This window comes from Kitasatospora atroaurantiaca (genome assembly GCF_007828955.1).
Taxonomy (GTDB): Bacteria; Actinomycetota; Actinomycetes; order Streptomycetales; family Streptomycetaceae; genus Kitasatospora; species Kitasatospora atroaurantiaca.
Genome location: NZ_VIVR01000001.1, coordinates 6,287,910 through 6,311,407, shown reverse-complemented (window position 1 = coordinate 6,311,407; position 23,498 = coordinate 6,287,910). Strand labels below are relative to the sequence as shown.

Genomic DNA, 23,498 nt, shown 5'->3' with positions numbered 1-23,498 from the left:
CGCTTGGGGGGCGGGTGAAGGAGCGGCGTTGGGGTGCGCGCATCGCAAGGCGGAGGAGGGAGGAGCAGCGGAGCAGCGGCGACCGACGACAACGCGGCGGTGGGCCCCTCCTGCCCGTTGGCGGGCAAGGAGGGAGCGTGCCCCGGCGTCGCGACGCCGCCCCCGCAAGCGACGGAGGGTCCTATGCTGGCCGCGTGGCGGAGATCAAGAAGACGGCGGGCGAGCCGCGCGAGTACCGGGTCGAGGAGCTCGCGCAGGCTGCCAGTATCACCACGCGTACGCTGCGCTTCTACCGCGAGCGCAAGCTGCTCCAGCCGCCGCGCAAGGAGGGCCGGATCGCCTGGTACGGCGAGGAGCACCTGGCCCGGCTGCGGGTGATCGCCGAGCTGCTCGACCGGGGACACACCCTCGGCGGCATCGCCGAGCTGATCGGCGCCGGCGAGAGCGGACGGGACGTCGCCGAGCTGATCGGCCTGCAGGCCGCGATCACCGCCCCCTGGTCGGACGAGACGCCCGTACGCCTGAGCTGGGCCGAGCTCACCGAGGCGTTCGGCGAGCAGCTGACGGAGGCCAACACCGCCGAGTCGATCGACCAGGGCTACATCACCGTCCACGAGGACGGCATCACCCACATCAGCCGCCGCCTGATGGACGCCACCGTCTCACTGGTCTCCGAGGGCGTTCCGCTGTCGGCCGTGCTGGCCGCCAGCCGTAAGGCCCAGGAGTACGCGGATGCCGTCGCGGAGGTCTTCACCACCCTGATCCGCGATCAGCTCCTCGGCGCCCTCACCCACGTCGAGACCCTCACCCCCGGCGAGGCCGCCCGGCTGACCGAGCAGATCCGCCGCCTCCGCCCGCTGGCCCGCACCGTCGCGGACGCCCAGTTCGCCCTCGCCATGGACCGCCGCGTCCACGCGGAGTACGAGGCCCTGCCGCACCACCGCGAGGAGCACTAGCTGGCCGCGATCTGGTCTCTCCTCCAAAGCCCGGCCCCCGCCCGAGGACCGCGAACTGGGTGATCCCACCCTTCCGCCCGCGCCGTCCGCGCCCGTACGGTCGAGGCTCACCCGCAGGCCGATCACCTGTCAGGGCCGGCGAACGGGAGGCGGGCGCCCCGAGCCGGTCCGTGTGGGGGCACGCCTGTATGGCCGTGATCACGACGTTCCGGACGGCCGTACGCCTGACGGGGGGTCGGGTGCTGCTCTGGTCGCTGCTGGGGCGGCTGCCGAACGCGATGTGCCCGATCGGGACGCTGCTCCTGGTCACCCACAACTCAGGGAGCGTGTGGCGCGGTTCGGCGGTGGCCGGTGCGCTCGCGGTGAGTCAGGCCCTGGGCGGGCCACTGGTCGGACGGCTCGCCGACCGGCGCGGGCAGCGCCCGGTCGGGCTGGCTGCCGCCGCCGTCAACGCCCTGGCCATCGTCGCCCTGGTGCTCGCCTCCGAGAACCGGCTGCCCCTGACACCGCAGATCGTGGCGGCCGCCCTGATCGGCCTCTCGATGCCGCTGATCGGACCGCTCTCCCGCAGCCGCTGGGTCCGACTGGCCGGGGGCGACCCGGAGTTGACCTCGGCCACGCTGTCGCTCGACGGCACCGTGGACGAGGTCAGCTTCACCGCGGGCCCGGCCGTGATCGGCCTGCTCGCCACCCTGCTGGACCCGGCCGCGGGCCTCCTGCTGGCCGCCGGACTGGTCGGCGTCTGCGGGACGCTGTTCGCCCTGCATCCCACCGCTCCGCCCGGAGCCGTAACCGAACGCCGCACCGGCGGACGGCTGTTGAGCACCCCGTACGCACTACTGCTGGCCGGTATGGCGCTGCTCGGGGCCTGCTTCGGCTCCATCCAGGTCGGGGTGACCGCCACCACCGAGCACCTCGGCCACCCGGGCGCGGCCGGGCTGATCTACGGATTCCTGGGCGGCACCAGCGCGTTCGCCGGTGTGGCCACCGCCGCCCTGCCGAGCCGCTGGGACCTGCCGGTCCGGCTGCGGGTGGCGACGGCGCTGCTGCTCGGCGCGTCACTCCCACTGCTGGCCGTGCAGAGCGTGACCGGGCTCGCGCTGGCGATCGGCTGCCTGGGAGTGGCCATCGCCCCTCAGATGATCACCATGTTCGGCCTGGTCGAGCGCACCGTCCCGGCGGCCCGGCTGGGCGAGGCCATGGCCGCCCTGGTCAGCAGCATCACTCTCGCGCAGTCGGCCGGGACCCTGGCCGCCGGCTGGGTCGCGGACCGGTACGGCCCGACCTCCCCCTTCCGCGTCACCTGCGCCGCCGCGGCGGCCGCCCTGCTGCTCGCCGCCCTGACGGCGACCTCTCGCCGCTACCGGCGGCCGGTGTCCAGTGAAGAGCGCGCTCCGGCGGCCGAGTTGATGGCCCGCTGAGCCGACGAGGCTGGTCAACGAGGGTGGCCGGAATCGTCCGTGGTGAGGGACTGGGTGTTGAACTTGATCTGCCACACGACGACGCGGCCGTCCGCGCGCTCGCACATCACCGCGCCGTCCTGCCAGATGCCGTCGGTCGCATACCACTGGCTGCCGAGCGGGTCACCCTGGTTCAGGTGGACGTCGTGGACTCCGAGGCCGGTCGTGAAGCGCTGCCCGAAGACGTAGATCCTGGTGGACGCCTGGAGGTACGGGACCAGGACGTCGAGCGCGTTGTCGCCGTTGCTGGAGACCCAGGGGAAGAAGCGCAGGTGGGGGTGGAGTCCGCCGAACCACCTGTCGCCCTCGATCTTCCTGCGCAGTTGCAGCAACCGCTCGGCCAGGCTGTCGGCCAGGTCCGGCCCGTAGGACGGGCTGCCCGGGGGCGGCTTGCTGACCGTCCGGTACACCGTCCCGGTGAGCGAGGAGAGCCACTCGAACCACAGGCGGTTGCGCAGCAGCGGACTGCGCACGTAGTCGAGGGCCCCGGAGGACAGCACGGAGGCGAGCGGGTGGAACCCGTTGGCTAGGGCGCGGACGGTGGCAATGTCCGCCACCCGCAGGTCGTCCACCAGGCGGTAGCTGACGCCGACGCTGGCGGGCGCGTCCACGTCGAGGGCCGCCTGGTAGACGCCCTCGGGCGTGTCCAGGGACAGATGGCCGTGGTACCAGTGGCCGAAGTCGTGGGTGGGGTCGCGGGAGAAGTCGTGGAAGGTGCCGATCGCGACGCCGTAATGGGCAAGCGGCATGGTGCTCCCCTCGGAACGGGCCCACGCACAGGCCACCACCAGGTCGTCTCCACTCTCCGCTCGCCCTGAGAGACAGGCAACAGGACCGCAGCGGGCCGACCACAGGGGGCGCGGGGAACTGCGCGAAATCGGAAGGCAACGGCGCCGCACCTTCCGCCTCGCGCAGTTCCCCGCGCCCCCGGTGTGCTCACACCTACTGGCGGACGCCCTCCGGTGCGGCGAGGAGTTGACCGACGAGGAGGGCCAGCCGCTGGTCCCGGTGGTCCTCGCGCAGTCTGCCGCCCCTGGTCAGCGTGACCAGCCCGTGCAGGGCGCTCCAGCCGACCTCGGTGAGGGTCTCCGCGTCCCGGCCGTCGGCCAGCGGAGCGAACACGCCGAGCAGCTCGCCGAAGGCCGCCTTCAGGGCGTCGGGCGCATCGGGGCCGCCGAACCGGAGGTCGCTGGCGAGGGTGAACATGGCGTCGTACAGCGCCGGGTTGGCCTGGGCGAAGTCGGCGTAGGCGCCGGCGACGGCCTCGAGCGCCTCGGCGGGACCGGCGGCCGCCGAGCGGGCCCGGTGCAGCGCACCGGCCAGCTCCTCGAAGCCCTCCAGCGCGACCGCGCCGACGATGGCGTCCTTGCCGGCGAAGTGGCTGTAGAGGACGGGCTGGCTGTACTCGATCCGCTCGGCCAGGCGCCGCGTGGTGACCGCGTCCCAGCCCTCGGACTCGGCCAGCTCACGGGCGACCTTGACGATCAGTTGGTGGCGGTGGGCTCGCTCGCGCTCTCGACGCTGCTGGATGGACATGCCTTGATTCTAGCAGTGCTAGAAATCCGGACAGCGGCATGCTACGTTCGCTACGTCATCTAGCAGTGCTAGAGATCCGAGCGTGGGAGAGAGAACATGTCCAGGAACCGACTGCTCGACGGCCTGGCCGCACTCGGCGGCATCGGCATCATCCTCATCGGGACGAGGTTCCTCCTCGACCCGGACGGCGCCGCCTCGGGCTTCGGCATCCCGTCCTGGCCGCACGGCGAGGCCGCCGGCTACCTCGACGTGAAGGGCCTCCGTGACATCGTGTCAGGCCTGGTGATCCTCGCACTCCTGGCGACGGGTCAACGCCGCGCACTGGGCTGGGCACTGATCATCGAAGCCGTCACCCCGACCGGCGACATGCTCATCGTGCTGAGCCACGGCGGAACGGCCGCGGCGGCCTTCGGCATCCACGGCGCAACCGCCGCCGCGGTGGCAACGCTCGGAGTCCTCACCCTTCGCGGCACCCGGGAAGCCCACACCCACGCGGTGGCGGCGGCCAACCCCTAGGCCTCCAGCCGGCGCACCCGCTCGGCGTCGCCGGTGCGCGGGCAGGTGAGGCAGGTGTCCGCCGGGCGGATCGCGTAGTACAGGCAGCAGCCGAGCCGGGTGCGGGTGAGGTGGGTGCGGCCGTCGGTACCGGGCAGGCGGCGGAAGTCCGCGGCGCCGAGGAAGGGCGGGGTGTCGCCGGGCAGGACCGCCGCGGCGACCTCGGCTGCACGTTCCTCCTCATCGAGCATCCGGCCCAGGTACCAGATGCCGGAGACCAGATCGTCCGTCACCATCCCCCAGAGGGCGCGCGGCCCGCGCTTCACGTACGGCTGGAATGCGTCCAGCGCCGGCTCGACATACCCCGCGACGGCCTCGCGCAGCTCGCGCTCACCGCCGGGCTCGGCCACACCCGGGCGGACCGCGAGGTCGCCGGTGGAGACCTCGATCGCGAGGTCCTCGGGCCGCAGCCGGGGCACCTGCCCGGTCAGGTACCAGGGCCCGCTCAGGAGGAGGCAGGCGGACCAGAGGTAGTGGTGCAGCAGCCGGGAGGCCGCGACGTGCATACGAGGCGCGCACCCGTGCTCGGCCTCGATACGGGCGGCCTCCGCGGCGATCAGGGCGTCGACTCCCCCGGCCAGCGCGGAGGCCCGGACCCAGCCGTCCTCACGCTTCGGAAAAGGCTGACCCGATGTCATCAGGTCGACGCGGAGCCCCCCGCCGATCCCGGCCAGTTGCCGATAGGTTTCGGCCAATCGATCGGCGGCATGCGGTGGCACGGCCGTCATCTGGAGCATCATGACTCCCGAGATCAACTAAGGTGAGCCTCACCTTATAGGCATCTGACGCCATATCGCGACAGTGCCGCTCGGACTTGACGAAGTTAGGTATGCCTAACCTAATCTGGTCTCGTGCTTACCACCGATCTGCCGGCGTCCACAGCCTCGGCTCAACGGTCCCGGACGGTACGGCGGCCCCTGCTGCTGGCCCTCGGGATCGGCGTGCTCGTGCTGTGCTCCGCCTTGAGCCTCGCCCTGGGATCGCGACCGATCCCGCTCGCCACCGTTCTTGACGCACTGTCGGGATCGGGCCACGGGAGCGACGCGGACGTGGTCACCGGCCTGCGCGTTCCGCGCACCGTGATCGGTCTGGTGATCGGTGCGGCTCTCGGCGCGGCCGGTGCGGTGGCCCAGGGCGTGACGCGCAACCCGCTCGCCTCGCCGACCACGCTCGGCATCAACGCGGGTGCCGGCCTGGCCGTGGTCACGGCGATCTTCGCGCTGCACCTCACCCAGCCCCTGCAGTACGTCTGGTTCGCCGTCCTCGGGGCAGCCGCTGCCGCCGTCCTCGCCTATGCGATGGCCCGCCGTTCGGGAGACCTCGACCCCGTACGGCTCGCGCTCGGCGGCACCGTCCTCACCGCCGTGCTCACCTCCTGGACCTCCGCGTTGATGCTCGCGAGCCGCCGCACCCTCGACGAGGCCCGCTTCTGGCTGGCCGGCTCACTGAGCGGGCGCAGCCTGGAAGTCCTCACCCCCGTCCTGCCGTTGATCGCGGTCGGTGTGGTGCTGGCGCTCCTGGTCTCCCCCGCGCTCAACGCGCTGGCGCTCGGCGACGAGGCGGCCCAGTCACTGGGCGTGCCCGTGGTCCGGATCCGGCTGCTCGGCGGGCTGGCGGTCGTCCTGCTCGCCGCGAGCGCGGTGGCCGTCGCCGGGCCGATCGCCTTCATCGGGCTGGCCGCGCCGCACCTGGTCCGACCGCTGCTCGGCAACGACCACCGCTGGCTGGTACCCGGCTGCCTGGTCGCCGGCCCGATCCTGCTGCTCGCCGCCGATGTGCTCGGACGGCTGGTGACCCGGCCGTCCGAGATCGAGGTCGGCATCGTGACCGCCTTCCTGGGCGCGCCGCTGCTCGCCGTACTCGCCCGGAAGGTGGCCCGGTGAACGCCGTCCACACCCGGCGCCGCCGTACGCTGCTGCTCTGCGCCGCGCTCGCGGCCGGCCTGGTGCTGCTCACCGGCCTCGCGCTGAGCACCGGTCAGGTGGAGATGCCGTTCACGGACGCGCTGCGCGCCCTGGTCGGCCTCGGCGACGCCGGGGACGTGCTGGTGGTGCAGGAGTTCCGGGCGCCCCGGGTGATCTCGGCGCTGATCGCGGGCGCCGGCCTGGCCGTCGCCGGCTCCGTGCTGCAGCGGCTGTTCCGCAACCCGCTCGCCTCGCCGGACGTCATCGGCGTAACCGGCGGCGCCTCGTTCGGTGCGGTGGTACTGCTGGCCACCGGCGCCAGTCAGGCTCTGATCCCGCTCGCCGCGCTCGGCGGCGGGGTGCTGGCCGCGGCGCTGCTGGGCGGCTTCGCCTGGCGCTCCCGGATGGCCGTCAGCCGGCTGGTGCTGGTCGGTCTCGCGGTGCAGGCCGGGCTTGCGGCTGCGGTCAATCTGATGATCGTGCGGTTCCCGGCCGAGCTGGCCACCTCCGCCCTGCAGTGGACCACCGGATCGCTGTACGGGCGGACCTGGACCGAGGTCCGGGTCGGTGGGACGGCGATCGCCCTCACCGTCGCGGCCGTGTTCCTGCTGCACCGTCAGGTCTCGGTGCTGGACCTGGGCGACGACTCGGCGGGCGGACTCGGGCTCGACCCGAACCGCGCCCGGCTGGGTCTGCTGCTGCTCGCCGTCGTGCTGGCCTCGCTGGCCGCCGGACTCACCGGCCCGGTCGCCTTCGTGGCGCTGGCCGTGCCGCACCTGGTGCGCTTCCTGGCCGGGCCGCCGACCCCGGCGACGCTGGCGCTCACCGCGCTGACCGGAGCGGTGCTGCTGCTCGGCGCCGACCACGTCGTCCTGCACCTGCTGCCCGTCCACGGCCTGCCGGTCGGCGCCGTCACCGCGACGCTCGGCGCGCCCTGGCTGCTCGTCCTGATGATCCGCCGGAGCGGGCTGCCCCAGAGGAGAGAATCGTGACCGTCAATCAGCTGGCCACTCAGGGGCTCGACCTGCGCTACGGCAACCGGGTCATCGTGCAGGGCCTCGATCTCACCCTCCCCGGCGGCGCGGTGACCGCAATCGTCGGGCCGAACGCCTGCGGCAAGTCCACCCTGCTGCGGGGCCTGGTCCGCCTGCTCGGCCCGGCCGCCGGCACGGTCACCCTGGACGGCTCCGACATCCACCGGATGCCCGCCCGGGCGCTCGCCAAGCGGATGGGCCTGCTGCCACAGCAGCCGGTCACCCCCGAGGCGATCACCGTCGAGTCGCTGGTACGGCTCGGCCGTTACCCGCACCAGCGGATGCTCAGCCCCTGGTCGGCGGCCGACCAGGCGGCGGTCGAGGACGCGCTGGCCCGTACCGGCACCGCCGAGCTCCGCGACCAGCCGGTGGACCGGCTCTCCGGCGGGCAGCGCCAGCGCGCCTGGATCGCGCTCGCCCTGGCCCAGGACACCGAACTGCTGCTGCTGGACGAGCCGACCACCTTCCTCGACCTGCGCCACCAGCTCGACGTGCTCGACCTGGTCGCCGACCTGCACGCCGAGTCGGGCCGCACCGTGGTCATGGTGCTGCACGACCTGGGCCAGGCCGCCCGGTACGCGGACCACCTGGTCGTCCTCGAGGGCGGAAAGCTTGCCGCCGCCGGGCCGCCCGCCGAGGTGCTGACGGCCGAGTTGGTCGAGACCGTCTTCCAGGTCCCGTGTCAGGTCATCCCCGACCCGGAGACCGGTACCCCGCTGGTCGTCCCCCGATCCAGGACGCACCGCCCCGCGGCCGTCTGACTCCCTCTCGAACCCTCGAATCTCCGGCACCGCCGCCGGTCCCTGCACCCTGCCCGAAAACACCCCAGCAAGGAATGATCATGAATCAGCGCAGACTGCCCGCCGCCGTGCTCGCCGTCGCCCTCTCCACCACCCTGCTGGCCGCCTGCGGCAGCAGCGGCTCCTCCGGCGAGGCGAAGTCCGCCGGTCAGAGCCAGAACGCGGACGCGACGTTCCCGCGCAGCGTCCAGCACGCCATGGGTACCGCCGAGATCAAGGCCCAGCCCAAGCGAGTGGTCGTGCTCGACAGCGGTGAGCTGGACGACGTCACACTGCTCGGCATCACCCCGGTCGGCGCGGTGGCCCCGCACCTCAAGACCGAGGGCGGCTTCCCGGCCTACCTCAAGGGCAAGATCGACGGCACCAAGGACGTCGGCCCGATGGCCGAGCCCAACCTGGAGCTGATCGCCTCGCTCAAGCCCGACCTGATCCTCTCCTCGAAGGTCCGGCACCAGAAGGTCTACGACAAGCTCAACGCGATCGCGCCGACCGTGCTCGCCGAGACCACGGGCTTCCCGTGGAAGGACAACCTGGCGCTGTACGCGAAGGCGCTCGGCAAGGAGGCCGAGGCCAGGAAGGCCCTGGAGGACTACCAGGCGCGGGCCGCCAAGCTCGGCCAGGCGATCAAGGAGAAGAACGGCGGCAAGGCTCCCACCGCCTCCGTGGTCCGCTTCGTGGCCGGCCCCACCCGGCTGTACCAGAAGGCCTCGTTCAGCGGCACCGTGCTCAGCGACGTGGGCCTCGGCCGCCCGGCCTCCCAGGACGTCGACAAGTCGATGCTGGAGGTCAGTCCCGAGCAGATCAACCAGGCCGACGCCGACCTGGTCTTCGTCACCGTCTCCGACGACCCGACCAAGACCAAGCAGAGCGAGGTCCAGGGGACGGCGGTCTGGAAGGGCCTGAACGCCGTCAGGAACAGCAAGGTCTTCAACGTGCCGGACGAGACCTGGATGTCGGGTATCGGCGTCCAGGCCGCCGACGCCATGCTCGCCGACATCGCCAAGGCCGCCGGCGTCGACGCCCCCAAGTAGCCCCTCAGGGGCGGGCCGTGAAGGCCCGCCCTTCCGCTCCCCACAGCCCAGAGAGGACTCACCGTGCGGCTGTACCTGCTCGCCCTCAACCCCACCGACTCCGTCACCCAGGGCTTCCTGCCCGCCGCGGCGAGACTCGGGCTGGCGGTCACCGTCCTCACCGACTCCGTCGACGCCCACCGACACGCCTACGCCGGGCTGGACTTCGCGCCCGAGGTCCTGGAGTGCGAGGTCCGCGACCACCGCGAGGTGATCGGGCTGATCTCCCGGCACCACTCCCCCGACGCGGTGTTCAGCAACAGCGACCACCTCCAGAGCCAGACCGCCCTGGCCGCCGAGTACTTCGGCCTCCCCGCCAAGGACTGGAAGGCCGCACTGCGGGCCAAGAACAAGGCCGAGTTCCGCCGGCACCTCACCGCCGCGGGTCTGGACGCCGTCTGGTCGGCCGAGCTCGCCCCCGAGCAGGACGCCGCCGTACTCGACGCGCCCTTCCCGTGCGTGGTCAAGCCCCGCGAGGGCGTGGCCAGCGAGGACGTCGCCCTGGTCTCGGACGCGGCCGAACTCGCGCTGCGCTGCAAGGAGATCCAGCACCGCCGCCCCGACGCGGCACTGGTGGTCGAGGAGTTCCTCGCGGGCGAGCTGTACACCCTGGAGACGCTCGGGGACGGCCGGATCCGGCATGTGCTCGGGGGCTTCCACACCCGGCTCTCACCGCCGCCGCACTTCATCGAGGAGGTGCTGGAGTTCGTCCCGGCCCACCCGGAGCCCGTCGTCGACCAGGTGCTCGCGCAGCTGGACGCGATCGGCGTCGGCCTCGGCGCCTGCCACACCGAGTTCGTCGTCCAGCCCGACGGCCGGGCCAGGATCATCGAGGTCAACTACCGTGCCATCGGCGACCAGTGCGACCTGATGCTGGCCGAGATCCTGGAGATCCCGTACTTCGAGCACGTCCTCCGTGCCCACCTCGGGCAGCCACTGCCCGCCGACCTCGGCGCGCGCAGCGACCTGCGAGCCCGCAACGAGGCGGTCTGCGCCGACCGGGCCGGCATCCTCACGGCGGCTCCCGGCCCGTACGACCAGGACGCCGACGGCGTACGGCTGGCGTACCGGCCGGTGCGGGCGATCGGCGAGCGGCACGAGCTGTACCGCACCAACCGCGACTACCTCGGCGTGATCTGGGCGGTCGGCCAGGACCAGCAGGCCGTGGACCGGGCCGTGGCGGAGTTCATCGCGTCCAACACCTGGGAGATCACACCGTGAACGTGGCAGAGGAGTTGACCCTCCGGGTGCTGGGCGCGCTGCTGCGCGAGGACGTGCTCGGACTGCGCACCACGAGCGTGCCCGCGCAGCGCTCGGACGGCACCTGGCTGCGCACCGGGACTCTGGCCGTGCCGGTGACCGCGGACGGCTTCCAGAGCGAGTACACCGCCCGGTTGCCCCTGCTGGAGGTGGAGGGCACCCAGGTCACCGAACTCTCCGAGATCCTGGGCAGGTTGGGAGAGCTTGCCGACCCCGAGGACCGCGCCGGGTACGCCGCGTTCGCCGAGGAGTGCCACCAGACCCTGACCACCATGAGGCTGCACGCCGCCGCACAGGACGAGGTGCACAGCGCGCTCGCCAAGTGCTACGGCGACGACCCGGCCGACTGGACCGGCCTCGGCGGCAGCCTCGCCTTCGACGCGCTCGCGGCCTACCTGGACCACCCCGTGTACCCGACGGCGCGCGGCCGGTCCGGGCTCGACGACGGGCAGCTGCGGGCGTACGCACCGGAGTTCCACCCCTCCTTCGAGCTCCGCTGGCTCGCCGTACCGGAGGATGCGCTCACCGTTCACGGCATCGCGCCGCTGCCCACCTGGTGGCCGACGGTGGACCAGCTCGGGCTCGGCGGGCTGAAGGGGCCGCGTCTCACCATCCCGGTGCACCCGCTGACGGCCCGGGCGGCGCTGGACGCACTGCCGGGCGCGGTCCTGGCCGAGCGGCCGTACCTGGAGGTGGTGCCGACGCTGTCGATGCGTACCGTCGCCGTCGTCCAGGACCCGTCCTGCCACCTGAAACTGCCGCTGGCCACCGCCACGCTCGGCCTGCGCAACCGCCGCACCATCAAGCCCGGCACACTCGTGGACGGCGCCGCCGGCCAGCGTCTGCTGGAGGCCGTGATCGCCCGCGAACCGCGCTTCGCCGAGCGCGTGCTGCTCGCCGACGAGCAGTGCTACGCCCATGCCGGCCACGAGCTGCTGGCCGTCCTGGCCCGCCGCTACCCCGCCGGTCTCCAGGACGCCGTGACGGTACCGCTGGCCGCCCTGCCGGCCACCGCACCCGGCGGGCGCCTGGTGATCGACCACCTCGCGGACCGCTTCTACGACGGCTCCCCCGTGCGGCTGTACGAGGAGCTCCTCGACCTGCTGCTCGACTGGCAGACCACGCTCTTCGGGTACGGGATCGCGCTGGAGTCGCACCAGCAGAACACCTCGCTGGTGCTGGACCGGGTCGCGGGCCGGACCAGGCTGCGCCTGCTGTACAAGGACAACGACGGGCCCCGGATCAACCCCGCCCGGCTCAAGGAACTCTCGTGTTTCCAGGGCGAGTTCGACGACCCGCGGACGTTCGGGGAGGGCGACCGCGCCCTCACCGACCTCTTCACGACCATCACCGGCCATCTCTGCACGGCCTCGCTCGCCTTCGCCCTGGCCGCGCACGGCCGCGCGCCGCTGGCCGAGACCCTGGGGCTGCTGCGTACCAGGCTCGGCACGGCCATCGACCGGCTCGGCCCGGACGGCGACCCGCTGCGCAGAGCGCTGCTGGACGCCGACCGACTCCCCGTGAAGGCCATGGTCACCGCCGGGTCCCTGCTCAGCAAGGAGCGCTCCGGCGCCGCCGACATCAACAAGCACTACACCACCGGACCGAACTATCTACGGCAGCCCGGGGTGCCGCGGTGAGCGCCGAGGCCCCGGAGCGGCCGCTGACTGCCCCCGCACCGGGCGGGCTCGCCCGGCGCCAGGTGCACGCCGTCGCCGCCTGCTACTTCGTGGCCTCGTTCGCTGCCCTGGGGCTCCCGCCCTATCTGACCGCGATCCTGCCCGGCCTGGGCGACGCGAACGGGGACTGGGCCGGGGTGCTCTACATCGTGCCCACCGTGTTCAGCGCACTCGGCGCACCGCTGTGGGGCCGGCTCGCCGACCGCTTCGGCCGTAAACGGCTGCTGCTGCGAGCCCAACTCGGCCTGACCGTCTCCTTCCTGCTCGCCGGGGCGGCCGAGAGCCTGGCCGCCTTCACCGTCGCACTGATGCTGCAGGGCTTCCTCGGCGGCACCTTCGCCGCCACCAACGGCTACCTTGCGGCCGCCCTGGAAGGCCCGCAGCTGTCGAAGGCGCTCACCCTGATGCAGGGCGGCGCCCGCGCCTCGCTGGTCGCCGCGCCGATCCTGGTCGGCTCGCTGTCCCCGTGGATCCCGCCGCACCGGCAGTACCTGCTGATGGCCGTCCTGCCGCTGGCCGCCGCCGGCCTGCTGGCCCTGCTGCCCGAGCCCGACCGTCCACCGGTCCGCGCCCCCGAGAGTGCCGATAGCGCACCCGCACCCGGCTCGCTCCGGCTGCTCTACGCCTTCGAGTTCGCGTTCGTCTTCTCCACCATCATCTCCTTCCCCTATCTGATCGCCCTGGTCGAGCAGCGACTGCCGGGCATCTCCGGCACCGCCTCGGGCGTGCTCTTCGCCCTCCCCCACCTGTGCTACCTGCTGTTCGCCGGCCGCGTGCACACCGTCTTCCTGGCCAGGCCCAGGACGGGCATCGCACTCGGCTTCGGCTTCGTCGCTCTCGGCCTCGCCGGGCACGGTCTCGCCCACTCCCTGGCCGCCTTCACGCTGGCCCGGCTGCTGCTCGGCGCCGGCCTCACCCTCGGCCTGGTCTGCCTCTCCGTGCTGGCCGCCGAGGCCGCCCGCGGCCGGGCCCCCGGCCGGATGTTCGGCGCTCTCGAATTCGTCTCCAAGAGCGGTGCCGTCGCCGCCGGAGCGGTGGCCGCGCTGGTGAACAGTGCCTTCGGCCCCACCGCTCCCGTGCTCACCGGCACCGTCACCGCGCTGGCCGCAGCCGCGCTCGTACTCCTCTCCCGTTGGAGCAACTGATGCCCTCTCGTCTCGACGCCCGCCATCCGATGAGCTCCGCGCCCACCGAGCTCCCCACCGCCGACCACGCCGTCGCCCACACCCTGCTCAACTGCCTGCTGCGCGAGGTCTCCGGCCCCGAGCACCAGACCGCCGTCGCGGACGGCAGGCTGCACCTGCGTCTGCCCAGGCGCGGCGTCGTCCTGCGGATCGCCCTGCGCCGCACCTCGCTGACCGGAGCGCACCGCTTCACCGGCCCGGTCTTCGAGGAACGGGCCACCGGATGGGAGGAGTTGAGCTGGCGCGAGCTGGCCGAGCACGTCCAGGCCGAGCTGACCCTGCGCAGCGGTCTGGGCAACGAGGAGTTCCTGACCCAGCTGGCGTCCAGTCACGACGGCGTCGCGGCCGCTCTCGCCGACCGCCCGGAGGCCGGCCGGGACCGGTACCTGGAGTCGGAGCAGGCCCTGCTCTTCGGCCACCGCTTCCATCCGGCCCCCAAGGCCCGTTCGGCCGGCCGGGACGCGTGGACGGCGTACGCGCCGGAGGCCCGCGCGGCGTTCCGGCTGCGCCACCTCGCCGTACGCAGCGAACTGATCGCCGAGGACACCACCGATCCGGCCGCCCTCGCCCTCCTCGACGGGCTCGCCGCCGTGCCGGACGGGTACCGGTTGCTGCCCGCTCACCCCTGGCAGTACGAACTGCTACGTGACAACCCGCTGTTGCAGGCCGCGCTGGAGCGTGGGGACGTGCTGGACCTGGGGCTCGGCGGCGTCCCGTTCACGCCGACCGCCTCCGTGCGCACGCTGTACGGCGCCGGCGCGTTCCTGAAGTTCAGCCTGAACGTCCGGATCACCAACTGCCTGCGCAAGAACGCCGCGTACGAGCTGACCGGGGCCGTCACACTGACCCGCCTGCTGGCCGAACCGCTGGCCGAGCTGGCCGGACGCTTCCCCGACGCGGCGATGCTGCGCGAGCCGGCCTTCCGCACGCTGGCGCTGCCCGGAGCCGACGGCCTTCCGGACACGTCTCTCTTCGAGGGCTTCGGCCTGATCGTCCGCGAGGGGCTGGACGGGGTGCTGAAGCCCGGGGTGACCCCGCTGCTGGCGGCGGCGGTCGCCGACGAGTACCCGACCAGCTCCGCGCACATCTCCGCACTGCTGGACGGTGCGGGTCCGCAGGAGGCCCGCGCGTGGTGGGCGGCGTACCTGCGGCTGCTGGTGCCACCGGTGCTGGCCGCCTACTTCGACCACGGGGTGGTGCTGGAGCCGCACCTGCAGAACGTGGTGCTCGCGGTGGACTCCGCCGGCCGGCCCGCACAGGTGCTCTTCCGCGACCTGGAGGGCACCAAGCTCCTCCCCGAGCGGAACGCCGCGCTGCTGGACCGCCTGCCGCCCGAGGTGGCCGCCCCGATGGCCTACGACGCGCAGCGCGGCTGGGACCGGGTGGTCTACTGCCTGCTGGTCAACCACGTCTCGGAGCTGCTGGCGGCGCTGGCCGACCAGCACCCCTCGCTGGAGGCCGCGCTGTGGGAGGAGGTGCGGTCGGTGCTGGAGGAGCACGCGGACGCGTACGGCCGGGCACCGCGACTGAACGCCCTGCTGGCCGGAGTCCCGCTGCCCGCCAAGGCCAACCTGCTCACCCGGTGGGAGCGCAAGGCCGACCGCGCGGCCGGCTACGTCCGGCTGCCGTCCCCGCTCGCCGCGGACGTCCTGGCCGAGGCCGGGCGCAGCTGGGGTGCCCGATGAGCCTCTCCCGTCACGTCGAATCGCTGACGTCCGATCATCTGCCGTCCTACATCTACGATCTCGCCGCCCTGCGGGAACACGTGGCGGCCGTCCGGGCCGCGCTGCCCGAGCGGGTCGAGCTGTACTACGCGGCGAAGGCCAACCCGGAGTCACGGATCCTGGCTGCGCTTCGCGGCTCCGTGGACGGCTACGAGGTGTCCTCCGGTGGCGAGTTGGCGCATGTCCGGGCAGGCGTCCCAGATGCCCCGCTGGCGTTCGGCGGGCCGGGCAAGACGCCCGCCGAGATCGCCGACGCGCTCCGCCTCGGTGTCCACCGCTGGCATGTCGAGAGCGAGCACGAGCTTCGGATGCTCGCGGAACTGGCCAATGGACCGGTGGACGTGCTGCTCCGGGCCAACCTGCCGGTCGCCTCCGGCTCCCTGGACTCCGTCGCGCTGGCGATGGGCGGGCGGCCGACCCCGTTCGGCCTCGACCCCGCCAGGGTGGCGGACTGCCTGCGGCTGCTCGCCGAGCCCGGGTACGAGCGGCTGCGGCTGCGCGGCATCCACGCCCATCTGGCCAGCGGGCTGGCCGCGAGCGCTCAGCTGGCGGTGGCCGAGCAGGTGGTCGAGTGGTCGATGGAGCTGGCCGCCGCGCACGGCGTCGAGTTCACCGAGGTCAACGTGGGCGGCGGGATGGCCGTCGACTACCGGGACCCGGACGCCCGCTTCGACTGGACGGCCTTCGGCACCGGCCTCCGGGCGCTGCTGGACCGCCACCCCGGCCTCACCCTGCGGATCGAGCCGGGGCGTGCCCTGACCGCGTACTGCGGCTGGTACGCGACCGAAGTGCTGGACGTGAAGCAGAGCCACGGTGAGGACTTCGCCGTGCTCCGCGGCGGCACCCACCATCTGCGCACACCGGCCACCCGGGGACACGACCAGCCCTTCGCCGTCACCCCCGTCGCCGACTGGCCGCACCCCTGGCCGCGGCCTGCCGTCACCACCGGCCGGGTGACGCTGTCCGGGCAGCTGTGCACCCCGAAGGACGTGCTCGCGCACCAGGCCCCGGTGGACCGGCTGCGGGCCGCGGACCGGGTGGTCTTCGCGATGGCGGGGGCCTACGCGTGGAACATCTCGCACCACGAGTTCCTGATGCATCCTCGTCCTGCCTTCCACTTCCTGGACGCGGACGAGGGCTGAGCGCCGGGCCCGCCGCAGGTCGCGACCGCACCGGCGTGCGAGAGTGGTACCAGCGAAGGGAGCGCGCACGTGCTGATGGAGAAGGTGGCGGAGATCCTCGCCGAGGCCTCGGCCGAGGTGGTCGAGCCGCGCTTCCGGGCACTGGCCGCCGGTGAGGTGATGGAGAAGGCGCCCGGCGAGGTGGTCACCATCGCCGACCGGGAGGCCGAGGTGATCATCACCCGCCGGCTGCGCGAGCTGCTCCCCGTGCCCGTGGTGGGCGAGGAGGCGGTGGCCGCCGACCCGGCCCTCGCCCTGGCCCTGCACTCCGAACCGGCCTGCTGGCTGGTCGACCCGGTGGACGGCACCTCGAACTTCATCGCGGGCCGTCCCGACTTCGCCGTGATGGCCTCACTGGTCCGCGCCGGGCAGACCGTCGCCGCGTGGATCTGGCAGCCGGTCACCGGGACGGCGTACGCGGCCGAGCTGGGCTCCGGCGCCTGGCGCGACGGGCGCCGACTGCTCCGGACGCCCGCCGACGACGCGCCGGAGAAGTGGCGCGGCTCCCTGAAGAGCCGCTTCCTCGACCCGGCCGAGCACCACCGCCTGCAGACCAATGCGCGGGCCTTCGGCCACCTCACCGAAGGCCTGCGCTCGGCCGGCATGGAGTACCCGCAGATCGCCGACGGCGACCAGGAGTTCATCTTCTACTGGCGCACCCTGCCGTGGGACCACGCCCCGGGCTCTCTCCTGATCACCGAGTCCGGCGGCGTCTCCGCCCGTCTCGACGGCTCCGCCTACCGACCCGACCCGCCGGGCTGTGAGGACGGCCTGCTGGTCGCCTGCGACCCGGAGACCTGGGAACGGACCAGGGACATCCTGGCCGGACGGCTCCACCAGTAGGTGCACCGATCAGGATTGGGTATCCCAGGGGGCTGGCCGGCTGCCTGGCCTACCGGCGGAGCCTCCAAGCGGGCACCGGGACCAGTTGCACTGCCCAGGGGGCGCGAGGAACTGCGCGAAGCGGGAGGCTGCGGGCCCGTTGCCTTCCGATCCCGCGCAGTTCCCCGCGCCCCTGTTGTGGCTGATCAGCCGGCTACCAGATGACCGGCAGGCGCTCCGGGAGGCGCTTGATGAAGCCGGGGCGCCAGGCCAGCTGCTCGACCGGCAGGGCGAGCCGCAGGGCGGGGAGCCGCTCGACGAGAGCCTGGAGGGCGATCTCGGCGTGGGTGCGGCCGAGCGCGGAGGCCGGGCAGAAGTGCTGGCCCGCGCCGAAGGCGAGGTGCGGGTTGGACGTCCGGTCGAAGTCGATCTTCTCGGGGTGCGGGAAGACCTCCGGGTCGTAGTTGGCCCCTTCGATCAGCACCAGCACCAGCTCGCCTTCCTTGACCAGCACCTCGCCGACCTGGACGTCGGCCAGGGCCAGCCGGGGCAGCGCGTCGCCGATCGAGAGGTTGACCCGCAGCAGCTCGTCCACGGCCCGGCCGATGATCGCGGGCTCCTGCCGCAGCCGCTCGCCCAGCTCGGGCTGCTGGACCAGCGCGATGATCGCGTGCAGCAGGAAGGCCGAGGTGGAGACGGCGCCCGCACCGAAGAGCGAGAGCGCGACGGTGGCCAGCAGGTCGTCGCTGACCTGGTCGGAGACGTCCGGCGAGCGGCGCAGTTCGGCGAAGCGGCCGAGCAGGCCCTCGGTGGGCTCCGGGTCGGAGTTGAGCTTCTCCACCATGTAGGCGAGGTCCTTGTACCAGTTCGGCGCGGACCCCTCGAAGGTCGCCGGGCTGGTGATGAAGGCGATGTCGATGCCGGACATCAGCCGCCGCCAGTCGTCGGTGGGGATGCCGAGCAGCTTGCAGTGCAGTGCGGCCGAGTACGGCTCGGTGAAGCCGTCCCGCAGCTCGCCGGGCGCGCCCTGCTCGACCAGTCCGTCGATCAGCCGGTGCGCCTCGGCCTCCAGCCAGCCGCCCAACTCCTTGTCCGCGCGCGGCGACAGGGTCTTCATCACGGCGTTGCGCAGCCCGGCGCTGTTGATGTTCCCCATGTTGTTGACCACCTCCGGCGGGATGGTCAGCGCGTACTGGCGCGGCACCCCGGGGTTGGCGGTGTCCTTGAGGCTGAAGCGCTCGTCCTCCAGCACCTGCTTGGCCAGCTCGTAGCTGCTGACCAGCCAGGCGTCGTCGCCCGTCAGGGTGCGGACCTTCGCCACCGGCTGCTTCTCCCGCAGCAGGTTGGCCTCCTCCGGCAGCACGTCACCGCGCCGGGAGAGCGGGAAGGTGAACTCGCGCTGTGCACTCGTGGTCATCTGGCTGGTGCTCCTCTTGGTGGTTGATACGGGGTCAGGCTGCGGTGGCCTGCGGCACCGGCAGCGGACGCACCACGGCGTACGCCTGCCCGGGGACCGCGCGCAGGCCCTCGTCACGCCCGAACAGGACGGGGGTGAGCGGGAGTTGGATGTGGTAGCAGGAGACCGAGGTGGGCACACCGAGCAGGCTCGGGGTGTCCAGGAAGAACGGCAGCTCGGCCGCGATGTATGCGACCCCGGCGGCCAGCTGCGCCGGTGAGGCGGACCTGCCCTCGGTCAGGCGGGCCGCCAGGAAGGCGCGGGCCATGCCCTCGGTCGCGTCCCGGAACACGGGATCGGTGTCCAGCGCGTCCAGCACGGCCCGGTGCAGGCGCTGGTACGCCGGGTCGGGCAGGAAGTCCGAGAGCGCTCGGACGCGTACACCGCTGCGGCCGGACTCCTCCACCCCGCGCTGGATGCGCCGGTGGGTGGCCTTGATCTCCTTGGTGGCGCGCCGCTGCGCGTGCTCGGGCGTGTAGCCGAAGGAGGCGAACTGGGTGTCCACGTGCATATCCGCGTAGACGATGTCCACCGAGTCGAAGAACTGCGTTCCCCAGCGGACGAGTTCGGATATCCGCTGATGGCTGAAGTAGCTGTTGCCGGGGCTGACCCCGATCAGCAGATGGTCGCCTCGTTCCCATATCTCGTGGCAACGGCCGGAGAACGGCAGGGCTTCGAAGAGTGGCAGTGCATCAAGGGTACGGGTGGGTGTGGTGCTCAGGAGCGTCTCGCTCATACCGCTGCCTCCGCGTAGCAGGACCGGGTGCACTGAAGTGGGTTGGTACGCAAGTGATGTGGTGCAGGGCGCAGCCGACCGCAGCGGGTCACCCGGGATGGGAGTGGATTCCGCGCAGGCGGCGGTGCAGGGCGCGCCGGGGCAGGGTGCCGCGCCGGACGGGCCCGGTGGAACGGGGTGAACTAGCTGCGAGGTTGCGAGCGGACCGGTGAATCGGGTGCGACCGACCCAGGCGTCTCGAGACGACATGCCGCAGTAACCGCGAGATCGCGGTCGCGCATGGCGGATCCCCCTCGCGCCGCAAGTCCCGAGGAGCCGTGTGCTCCTGGTGTGGCGGCGGCTACTAGAAGTTACCGCTGATCTTCGGGCGGTCCGCAAGCCCGCACCGGGGGTTGGCGAAATGCAATCCGTCTACGGCTGAAACCAGCTGGACAGAGCGAGGGAAAGTATGTCTACGGAGGCTTTTCGCAGCAGCCCGAACCGGGGCTTTTCTCATCCGGCGACATTCCCGGCCAGTGTACATTCCTCCAATCCCGGAGGCCGGAAATCGCCGATAGTTTGTCAGCTCACGTGCCGTCAGAAAGAGACCGCGCGGCACGCACCACGGCGGCCGGCACGGCGGCCACCTCGGCCGCCGTGGCATGCGGGTTGAGCAGGGTCAGCTTGAGCCGGACCCGCCCCGGGCCCTCACCGGGAAGCTCGGTACGCCCCACCACCGCACGGCCCTCGCGCAGCAGCACCCGGCGCAGCTCCGCGTTGATCCGGTCCGCCTCGGCGGGATCACCGGAGGCGGGCAGGTAGCGGAAGACCACCGTGGTGAGGATCGGCTCGCAGTGCAGTTCCAGGGCCGGGTCGGCGCGGACCACCTCGGCTGCGCCGAGGGCGAGTTCATGGCAGGAGTCGACCAGTCGGCCGAGCCCGGCACGGCCGAGAGTCCGCAGGGTCACCGCGATCTTGAAGGCGTCGGCGCGGCGGGTGGTACGAAGCGACAGTCCGAGCAGGCTCGGGTAGCCGGCCTGCTCGTCGTCGGCCGGGTTGAGGTACACGGCCCGGCGGGCGAGCGAGGCGTACGTCTGCGCCTGGCGGACCAGGAAGACCCCGGCGGCGACCGGTTGCCAGCCCAGCTTGTGCCAGTCCAGCGAGACGGAGTCGGCCCGGCCGATGCCGTCGAGGAGCGGGGCGAGCCGGTCCGAGAGCAGGGCCCCGCCACCGTAGGCGGCGTCCACGTGCAGCCAGGCGCCGTACCGCGCGGCCAGCTCGGCCGCCTCGTGCAGCGGGTCGACGGCGCCGGTGTCGGTCGTGCCTGCGGTGGCCACCACGGCGATCGGCGTTTCCCCTGCGCGCACCGCCTCGGCCAGGGCGGCGGCGAGCTGCCCGGCATCCATGCGGAGTTCGCGGTCGACGGGGACGGCCCGCACCGCGTTCTCGCCGAGGCCGAGCAGGGCGGCGGCGCGCTGGACGGAGAAGTGTGCGGCCCGGGAGGCGAAGATCCGGGGTCGCCGGCCGGCGGGCAGGCCGTCCAACTCGACGGTGCCCCCCAGGATCTGGTCGCGGGCCAGCATCAGGCCCATCAGGTTGGACTCCGTCCCGCCCGAGGTCAGCACCCCGGCGGCCCGGCCGCGCTGGAAGCCCACCAGCTCGGCGAGTTCGGCCAGCAGCGCGGTCTCCAGGGCGGTGGCGGCGGGCGCCTGGTCCCAGGAGTCCTGGGAGGGGTTGAGGGCACTCACGGCGAGGTCGGCGGCGACCGCCACCGCCAGTGGCGGGCAGTGCAGATGCGCGGCGCAGGCCGGGTCGGCAGGGTCGGCGCTCCCGTAGGCGAGGAACTCGGTGAGGCGCAGCAGGGCGTCCTCGTCCTCGGTGATGCCCAGGGCGGCCGCGGTCTGCTCGGCGATCAGCGCCGGGGAACCGGCCGGGATCGGGCCGCCGCGGCGCTCGGCGCCGGCCCGTAGGCCGGCCAGTACCAGCTCGAGCAGCGGCCGCAGGGCGTCCGGTCCTGCCGTACCGCCCGAGAGCTCGGTGCTCACTCCGCGCTCGCCGCCTCGATGGCGTCGGCGAGGCGGTCCAGTACGGCGTCTGCCTGCTCGTCGGTGATGGTGAGCGGGGGCAGGAGCCTGAGCACGGCGTCGTGACGGCCGCCGAGTTCGACAATCAGCCCGCGCTGGAGGCAGGCGGCCCGGACGCGTACCGCGAGCCGCGGGTCGGCGGGGTGGGCACTGCAGCCGTCGGGCTCGCCGCCGGGGTCGACCAGCTCGACACCGAGCATCAGACCGCGGCCCCGGACGTCGCCGATCACCGGCAGCCTGCCCTTGAGCGCGGTCAGCCGGGCGGCCATCCGGGCACCGGCCTGCGCAGCCCGCTCGACCAGTCCGTTGGCGGCGACGAAGCGCAGCGTCGCGGCGCCGGCCGCCATGGCGAGGGTGTTGCCCCGGAAGGTGCCGGTGTGGGCGCCGGGCTGCCAGCTGTCGTACTCCTCGCGGTAGACGACCACGGCGAGGGGCAGACTGCCGCCGATCGCCTTGGAGAGCACCATCGCGTCCGGGACGATGCCGCTGTGCTCGACGGCCCACATGGCGCCGGTACGGCCCACGCCCGTCTGCACCTCGTCCACAATCAGCGGGATGCCCCGCTCGGCGGTGATCCGGCGCATCTCGCGCAGCCAGTCGTCCGGCGCGGGGACGACGCCGCCTTCGCCCTGCACGGCCTCCAGGATCATCGCCGCGGGCGGCACCACGCCCCCTGACGGGTCGTCGAGGAGCCGCTCGACGTACGTCGCCGACAGCGCGGCGCCCTCGGCGCCCACCCCGAACGGGCAGCGGTAGGCGTACGGGTACGGGAGCCTGGTCACCTCTCCCCCGCCGGGCAGCGGGGACTTGACGCCCACGTTGCCGGTGACCGCGAGGGCGCCGGCCGTCATACCGTGGTACGCGCCGGTGAAGGCGAGTGCGCCCCGCCGCCCGGTCGCCGTCTGCATCAGCTTGAGCGCGGCCTCGACGGCGTCCGTCCCGGCCGGGCCGCAGAAGTGCACCCTCGACCGCTCGGCGAACTCGCGCGGGAGACTGGCGAAGAGGGTGCTGGTGAAGTCGTCCTTCTCCGCGGTGGCGAGGTCGAGCAGGTGCAGCGGGGCGCCGCTGTCGAGGGTGCGGCGGATCGCCTCCAGGACGACGGGGTGGTTGTGGCCCAGCGCCAGGGTGCCCGCGCCGGACAGGCAGTCGAGGTAGCGGCGCCCGTCCGCGCCCTCCACGGTCATCCCGTGGGCGCGCACCGGCACGATGGGGAAGGAGCGGGCGTAGGTACGGGCGGCCGACTCGCGGATGCGCTGACGGCGCAGGATCGCGTCGCCCGCTGCGGGGGCGGCGGCGGTGTCGACGGTGAGGGTCAAGGCTGGGCTCCCTTAATTTAGGTAAGCCTAACTTAACTCGCCGGGGCCGCTCGGTCGGCCAGGCGCCCCGGAAGTCCACCCGACCGAGTGACGCCGCCTCACCCTTCCAACGACCACCCCACTCCGAGGTCACGTACGCTGCCCGCATGTCCTACGAAGCAGAGCCGGCCCGCACCCGGGAGTTCTTCGCCGCCCGCGCGGCCGACTGGGACACCCGCTTCCCGGACGACGGCCCGCGCTACGCCGCCGCCATCGCCGAACTCGGTCTCCGGCCGGGTCAGTTCGTGCTGGATGCGGGCTGCGGGACGGGGCGTGCGCTGCCCCTCCTGCGGGCCGCCGTCGGGCCGGACGGGACGGTGCTCGGGCTGGACCTGACCCCGGAGATGCTCCGGCAGGCCGCCGCCCACCACTCCGAGGCCCACCTGGTGACCGCCGACGTCGGCCGGCTCCCGCTGCGCGACGGCGTCCTGGACGCGGTCTTCGGCGCCGGCCTGATCTCCCACCTCCCCGACCCGCCGGCCAACCTCCGCGAACTCGCCCGTGCCACCCGCCCCGGCGGCCTGCTCGCGCTCTTCCACCCCATCGGCCGAGCCGCCCTGGCCGCCCGCCACGGGCGCGAGATCACCCCGGACGACCTGCGGGCCGAGCCCAACCTCCGGCCGCTGCTCACGGCAGGTGGATGGGAGCTCACCAGCTACGTCGACACCGACGACCGCTTCCTGGCGCTGGCCACCCGCCGGGCGTGACCGGGTGAAGCTCCGC

The 23,498-nt window shown here is 72.9% G+C and carries 21 protein-coding genes; 14 read left to right on the top strand and 7 right to left on the bottom strand.

What is annotated here, in order from left to right:
• Positions 1-194: 194 nt before the first annotated feature.
• Both FB465_RS28395 and FB465_RS28390 read left to right on the top strand, forming a co-directional pair.
• Positions 195-956 carry a MerR family transcriptional regulator gene (locus tag FB465_RS28395; RefSeq protein ID WP_246192877.1) on the top strand — a complete coding sequence of 254 codons (762 nt, stop codon included), beginning with the start codon at positions 195-197 and terminating at the stop codon, positions 954-956.
• A gap of 194 nt (positions 957-1,150) precedes the next feature.
• Positions 1,151-2,377 (top strand): MFS transporter, encoded by a 1,227-nt coding sequence (locus tag FB465_RS28390; protein ID WP_170290706.1) that lies wholly within the window; start codon positions 1,151-1,153, stop codon positions 2,375-2,377.
• A 14-nt stretch (positions 2,378-2,391) separates the two neighbouring features.
• On the opposite strand, the gene FB465_RS28385 is transcribed toward FB465_RS28390, so the two are convergent.
• Both FB465_RS28385 and FB465_RS28380 read right to left on the bottom strand, forming a co-directional pair.
• A complete protein-coding gene (locus FB465_RS28385; protein ID WP_145795064.1) occupies positions 2,392-3,165 on the bottom strand; it encodes a DUF2278 family protein in 774 nt (257 codons plus the stop codon).
• 193 nt (positions 3,166-3,358) lie between these two features.
• Positions 3,359-3,952: a TetR/AcrR family transcriptional regulator gene (locus FB465_RS28380; protein ID WP_145795063.1), complete on the bottom strand. Its 594-nt coding sequence runs from the start codon at positions 3,950-3,952 to the stop codon at positions 3,359-3,361.
• A gap of 96 nt (positions 3,953-4,048) precedes the next feature.
• Here FB465_RS28380 and FB465_RS28375 point away from each other — a divergent pair, with 96 nt between their 5' ends.
• Entirely contained in the window at positions 4,049-4,468 is a 420-nt protein-coding gene (locus tag FB465_RS28375; RefSeq protein WP_145795061.1) for a DUF4267 domain-containing protein, read from the top strand.
• Here FB465_RS28375 and FB465_RS28370 read toward each other — a convergent pair.
• The gene (locus tag FB465_RS28370; protein WP_145795059.1) at positions 4,465-5,247 is read right to left on the bottom strand and encodes a (2Fe-2S)-binding protein; all 783 of its coding nucleotides are present in this window, start codon (positions 5,245-5,247) and stop codon (positions 4,465-4,467) included. The two genes, FB465_RS28375 and FB465_RS28370, sit on opposite strands and share 4 nt — an antisense overlap.
• 177 nt (positions 5,248-5,424) lie before the next feature.
• Between FB465_RS28370 and FB465_RS28365 the strand changes: the two genes are divergently transcribed.
• The 10 genes from FB465_RS28365 (at position 5,425) to FB465_RS28320 (ending at position 17,186) form a co-directional block, all read left to right on the top strand.
• Positions 5,425-6,390 (top strand): FecCD family ABC transporter permease, encoded by a 966-nt coding sequence (locus FB465_RS28365; RefSeq protein ID WP_246193355.1) that lies wholly within the window; start codon positions 5,425-5,427, stop codon positions 6,388-6,390.
• Positions 6,387-7,403, top strand: a complete 1,017-nt coding sequence (locus FB465_RS28360; protein WP_145795057.1) for a FecCD family ABC transporter permease — start codon at positions 6,387-6,389, stop codon at positions 7,401-7,403. The genes FB465_RS28365 and FB465_RS28360 overlap by 4 nt, the downstream gene beginning before the upstream one ends.
• Positions 7,400-8,206 carry an ABC transporter ATP-binding protein gene (locus FB465_RS28355; RefSeq protein ID WP_145795056.1) on the top strand — a complete coding sequence of 269 codons (807 nt, stop codon included), beginning with the start codon at positions 7,400-7,402 and terminating at the stop codon, positions 8,204-8,206. Before FB465_RS28360 ends, FB465_RS28355 begins: the two co-directional genes overlap by 4 nt.
• A gap of 80 nt (positions 8,207-8,286) precedes the next feature.
• Positions 8,287-9,276 carry an ABC transporter substrate-binding protein gene (locus FB465_RS28350; protein WP_145795054.1) on the top strand — a complete coding sequence of 330 codons (990 nt, stop codon included), beginning with the start codon at positions 8,287-8,289 and terminating at the stop codon, positions 9,274-9,276.
• 63 nt (positions 9,277-9,339) lie between these two features.
• Complete coding sequence (locus FB465_RS28345) at positions 9,340-10,536, top strand: ATP-grasp domain-containing protein (RefSeq protein ID WP_145795053.1); 1,197 nt, start codon at positions 9,340-9,342, stop codon at positions 10,534-10,536.
• Positions 10,533-12,215 (top strand): IucA/IucC family protein, encoded by a 1,683-nt coding sequence (locus FB465_RS28340; protein ID WP_246192875.1) that lies wholly within the window; start codon positions 10,533-10,535, stop codon positions 12,213-12,215. Before FB465_RS28345 ends, FB465_RS28340 begins: the two co-directional genes overlap by 4 nt.
• Complete coding sequence (locus FB465_RS28335; RefSeq protein WP_246192874.1) at positions 12,212-13,399, top strand: MFS transporter; 1,188 nt, start codon at positions 12,212-12,214, stop codon at positions 13,397-13,399. Before FB465_RS28340 ends, FB465_RS28335 begins: the two co-directional genes overlap by 4 nt.
• Positions 13,399-15,123 (top strand): IucA/IucC family protein, encoded by a 1,725-nt coding sequence (locus tag FB465_RS28330; RefSeq protein WP_145795051.1) that lies wholly within the window; start codon positions 13,399-13,401, stop codon positions 15,121-15,123. Before FB465_RS28335 ends, FB465_RS28330 begins: the two co-directional genes overlap by 1 nt.
• Positions 15,120-16,304 (top strand): type III PLP-dependent enzyme, encoded by a 1,185-nt coding sequence (locus tag FB465_RS28325; protein WP_145795049.1) that lies wholly within the window; start codon positions 15,120-15,122, stop codon positions 16,302-16,304. The genes FB465_RS28330 and FB465_RS28325 overlap by 4 nt, the downstream gene beginning before the upstream one ends.
• Positions 16,305-16,379: 75 nt before the next feature.
• Positions 16,380-17,186 (top strand): inositol monophosphatase family protein, encoded by an 807-nt coding sequence (locus tag FB465_RS28320; protein ID WP_170290823.1) that lies wholly within the window; start codon positions 16,380-16,382, stop codon positions 17,184-17,186.
• A 193-nt stretch (positions 17,187-17,379) separates the two neighbouring features.
• Here the strand turns inward: FB465_RS28320 and FB465_RS28315 are convergent, their stop codons facing one another.
• The 4 genes from FB465_RS28315 to FB465_RS28300 all read right to left on the bottom strand — a co-directional run bounded on the left by FB465_RS28315 (position 17,380) and on the right by FB465_RS28300 (position 22,736).
• Complete coding sequence (locus tag FB465_RS28315) at positions 17,380-18,582, bottom strand: cytochrome P450 (protein WP_145795045.1); 1,203 nt, start codon at positions 18,580-18,582, stop codon at positions 17,380-17,382.
• A gap of 34 nt (positions 18,583-18,616) precedes the next feature.
• The gene (locus FB465_RS28310) at positions 18,617-19,357 is read right to left on the bottom strand and encodes a tRNA-dependent cyclodipeptide synthase (RefSeq protein ID WP_145795043.1); all 741 of its coding nucleotides are present in this window, start codon (positions 19,355-19,357) and stop codon (positions 18,617-18,619) included.
• A gap of 566 nt (positions 19,358-19,923) precedes the next feature.
• The gene (locus tag FB465_RS28305) at positions 19,924-21,381 is read right to left on the bottom strand and encodes a pyridoxal phosphate-dependent decarboxylase family protein (protein WP_145795041.1); all 1,458 of its coding nucleotides are present in this window, start codon (positions 21,379-21,381) and stop codon (positions 19,924-19,926) included.
• Positions 21,378-22,736: a diaminobutyrate--2-oxoglutarate transaminase family protein gene (locus FB465_RS28300; RefSeq protein ID WP_145795039.1), complete on the bottom strand. Its 1,359-nt coding sequence runs from the start codon at positions 22,734-22,736 to the stop codon at positions 21,378-21,380. The genes FB465_RS28305 and FB465_RS28300 overlap by 4 nt, the downstream gene beginning before the upstream one ends.
• A gap of 146 nt (positions 22,737-22,882) precedes the next feature.
• Between FB465_RS28300 and FB465_RS28295 the strand changes: the two genes are divergently transcribed.
• Complete coding sequence (locus FB465_RS28295) at positions 22,883-23,482, top strand: class I SAM-dependent methyltransferase (RefSeq protein WP_145795037.1); 600 nt, start codon at positions 22,883-22,885, stop codon at positions 23,480-23,482.
• Positions 23,483-23,498: the final 16 nt, after the last annotated feature.

Coding starts and splice junctions, on each gene's coding strand:
- FB465_RS28375 (WP_145795061.1), top strand. CDS start 4,049: ATGTCCAGGAACCGACTGCTCGACGGCCTGGCCGCACTCGGCGGCATC.
- FB465_RS28385 (WP_145795064.1), bottom strand. CDS start 3,165: ATGCCGCTTGCCCATTACGGCGTCGCGATCGGCACCTTCCACGACTTC.
- FB465_RS28310 (WP_145795043.1), bottom strand. CDS start 19,357: ATGAGCGAGACGCTCCTGAGCACCACACCCACCCGTACCCTTGATGCA.
- FB465_RS28350 (WP_145795054.1), top strand. CDS start 8,287: ATGAATCAGCGCAGACTGCCCGCCGCCGTGCTCGCCGTCGCCCTCTCC.
- FB465_RS28295 (WP_145795037.1), top strand. CDS start 22,883: ATGTCCTACGAAGCAGAGCCGGCCCGCACCCGGGAGTTCTTCGCCGCC.
- FB465_RS28330 (WP_145795051.1), top strand. CDS start 13,399: ATGCCCTCTCGTCTCGACGCCCGCCATCCGATGAGCTCCGCGCCCACC.
- FB465_RS28320 (WP_170290823.1), top strand. CDS start 16,380: ATGGAGAAGGTGGCGGAGATCCTCGCCGAGGCCTCGGCCGAGGTGGTC.
- FB465_RS28325 (WP_145795049.1), top strand. CDS start 15,120: ATGAGCCTCTCCCGTCACGTCGAATCGCTGACGTCCGATCATCTGCCG.
- FB465_RS28380 (WP_145795063.1), bottom strand. CDS start 3,952: ATGTCCATCCAGCAGCGTCGAGAGCGCGAGCGAGCCCACCGCCACCAA.
- FB465_RS28315 (WP_145795045.1), bottom strand. CDS start 18,582: ATGACCACGAGTGCACAGCGCGAGTTCACCTTCCCGCTCTCCCGGCGC.
- FB465_RS28370 (WP_145795059.1), bottom strand. CDS start 5,247: ATGATGCTCCAGATGACGGCCGTGCCACCGCATGCCGCCGATCGATTG.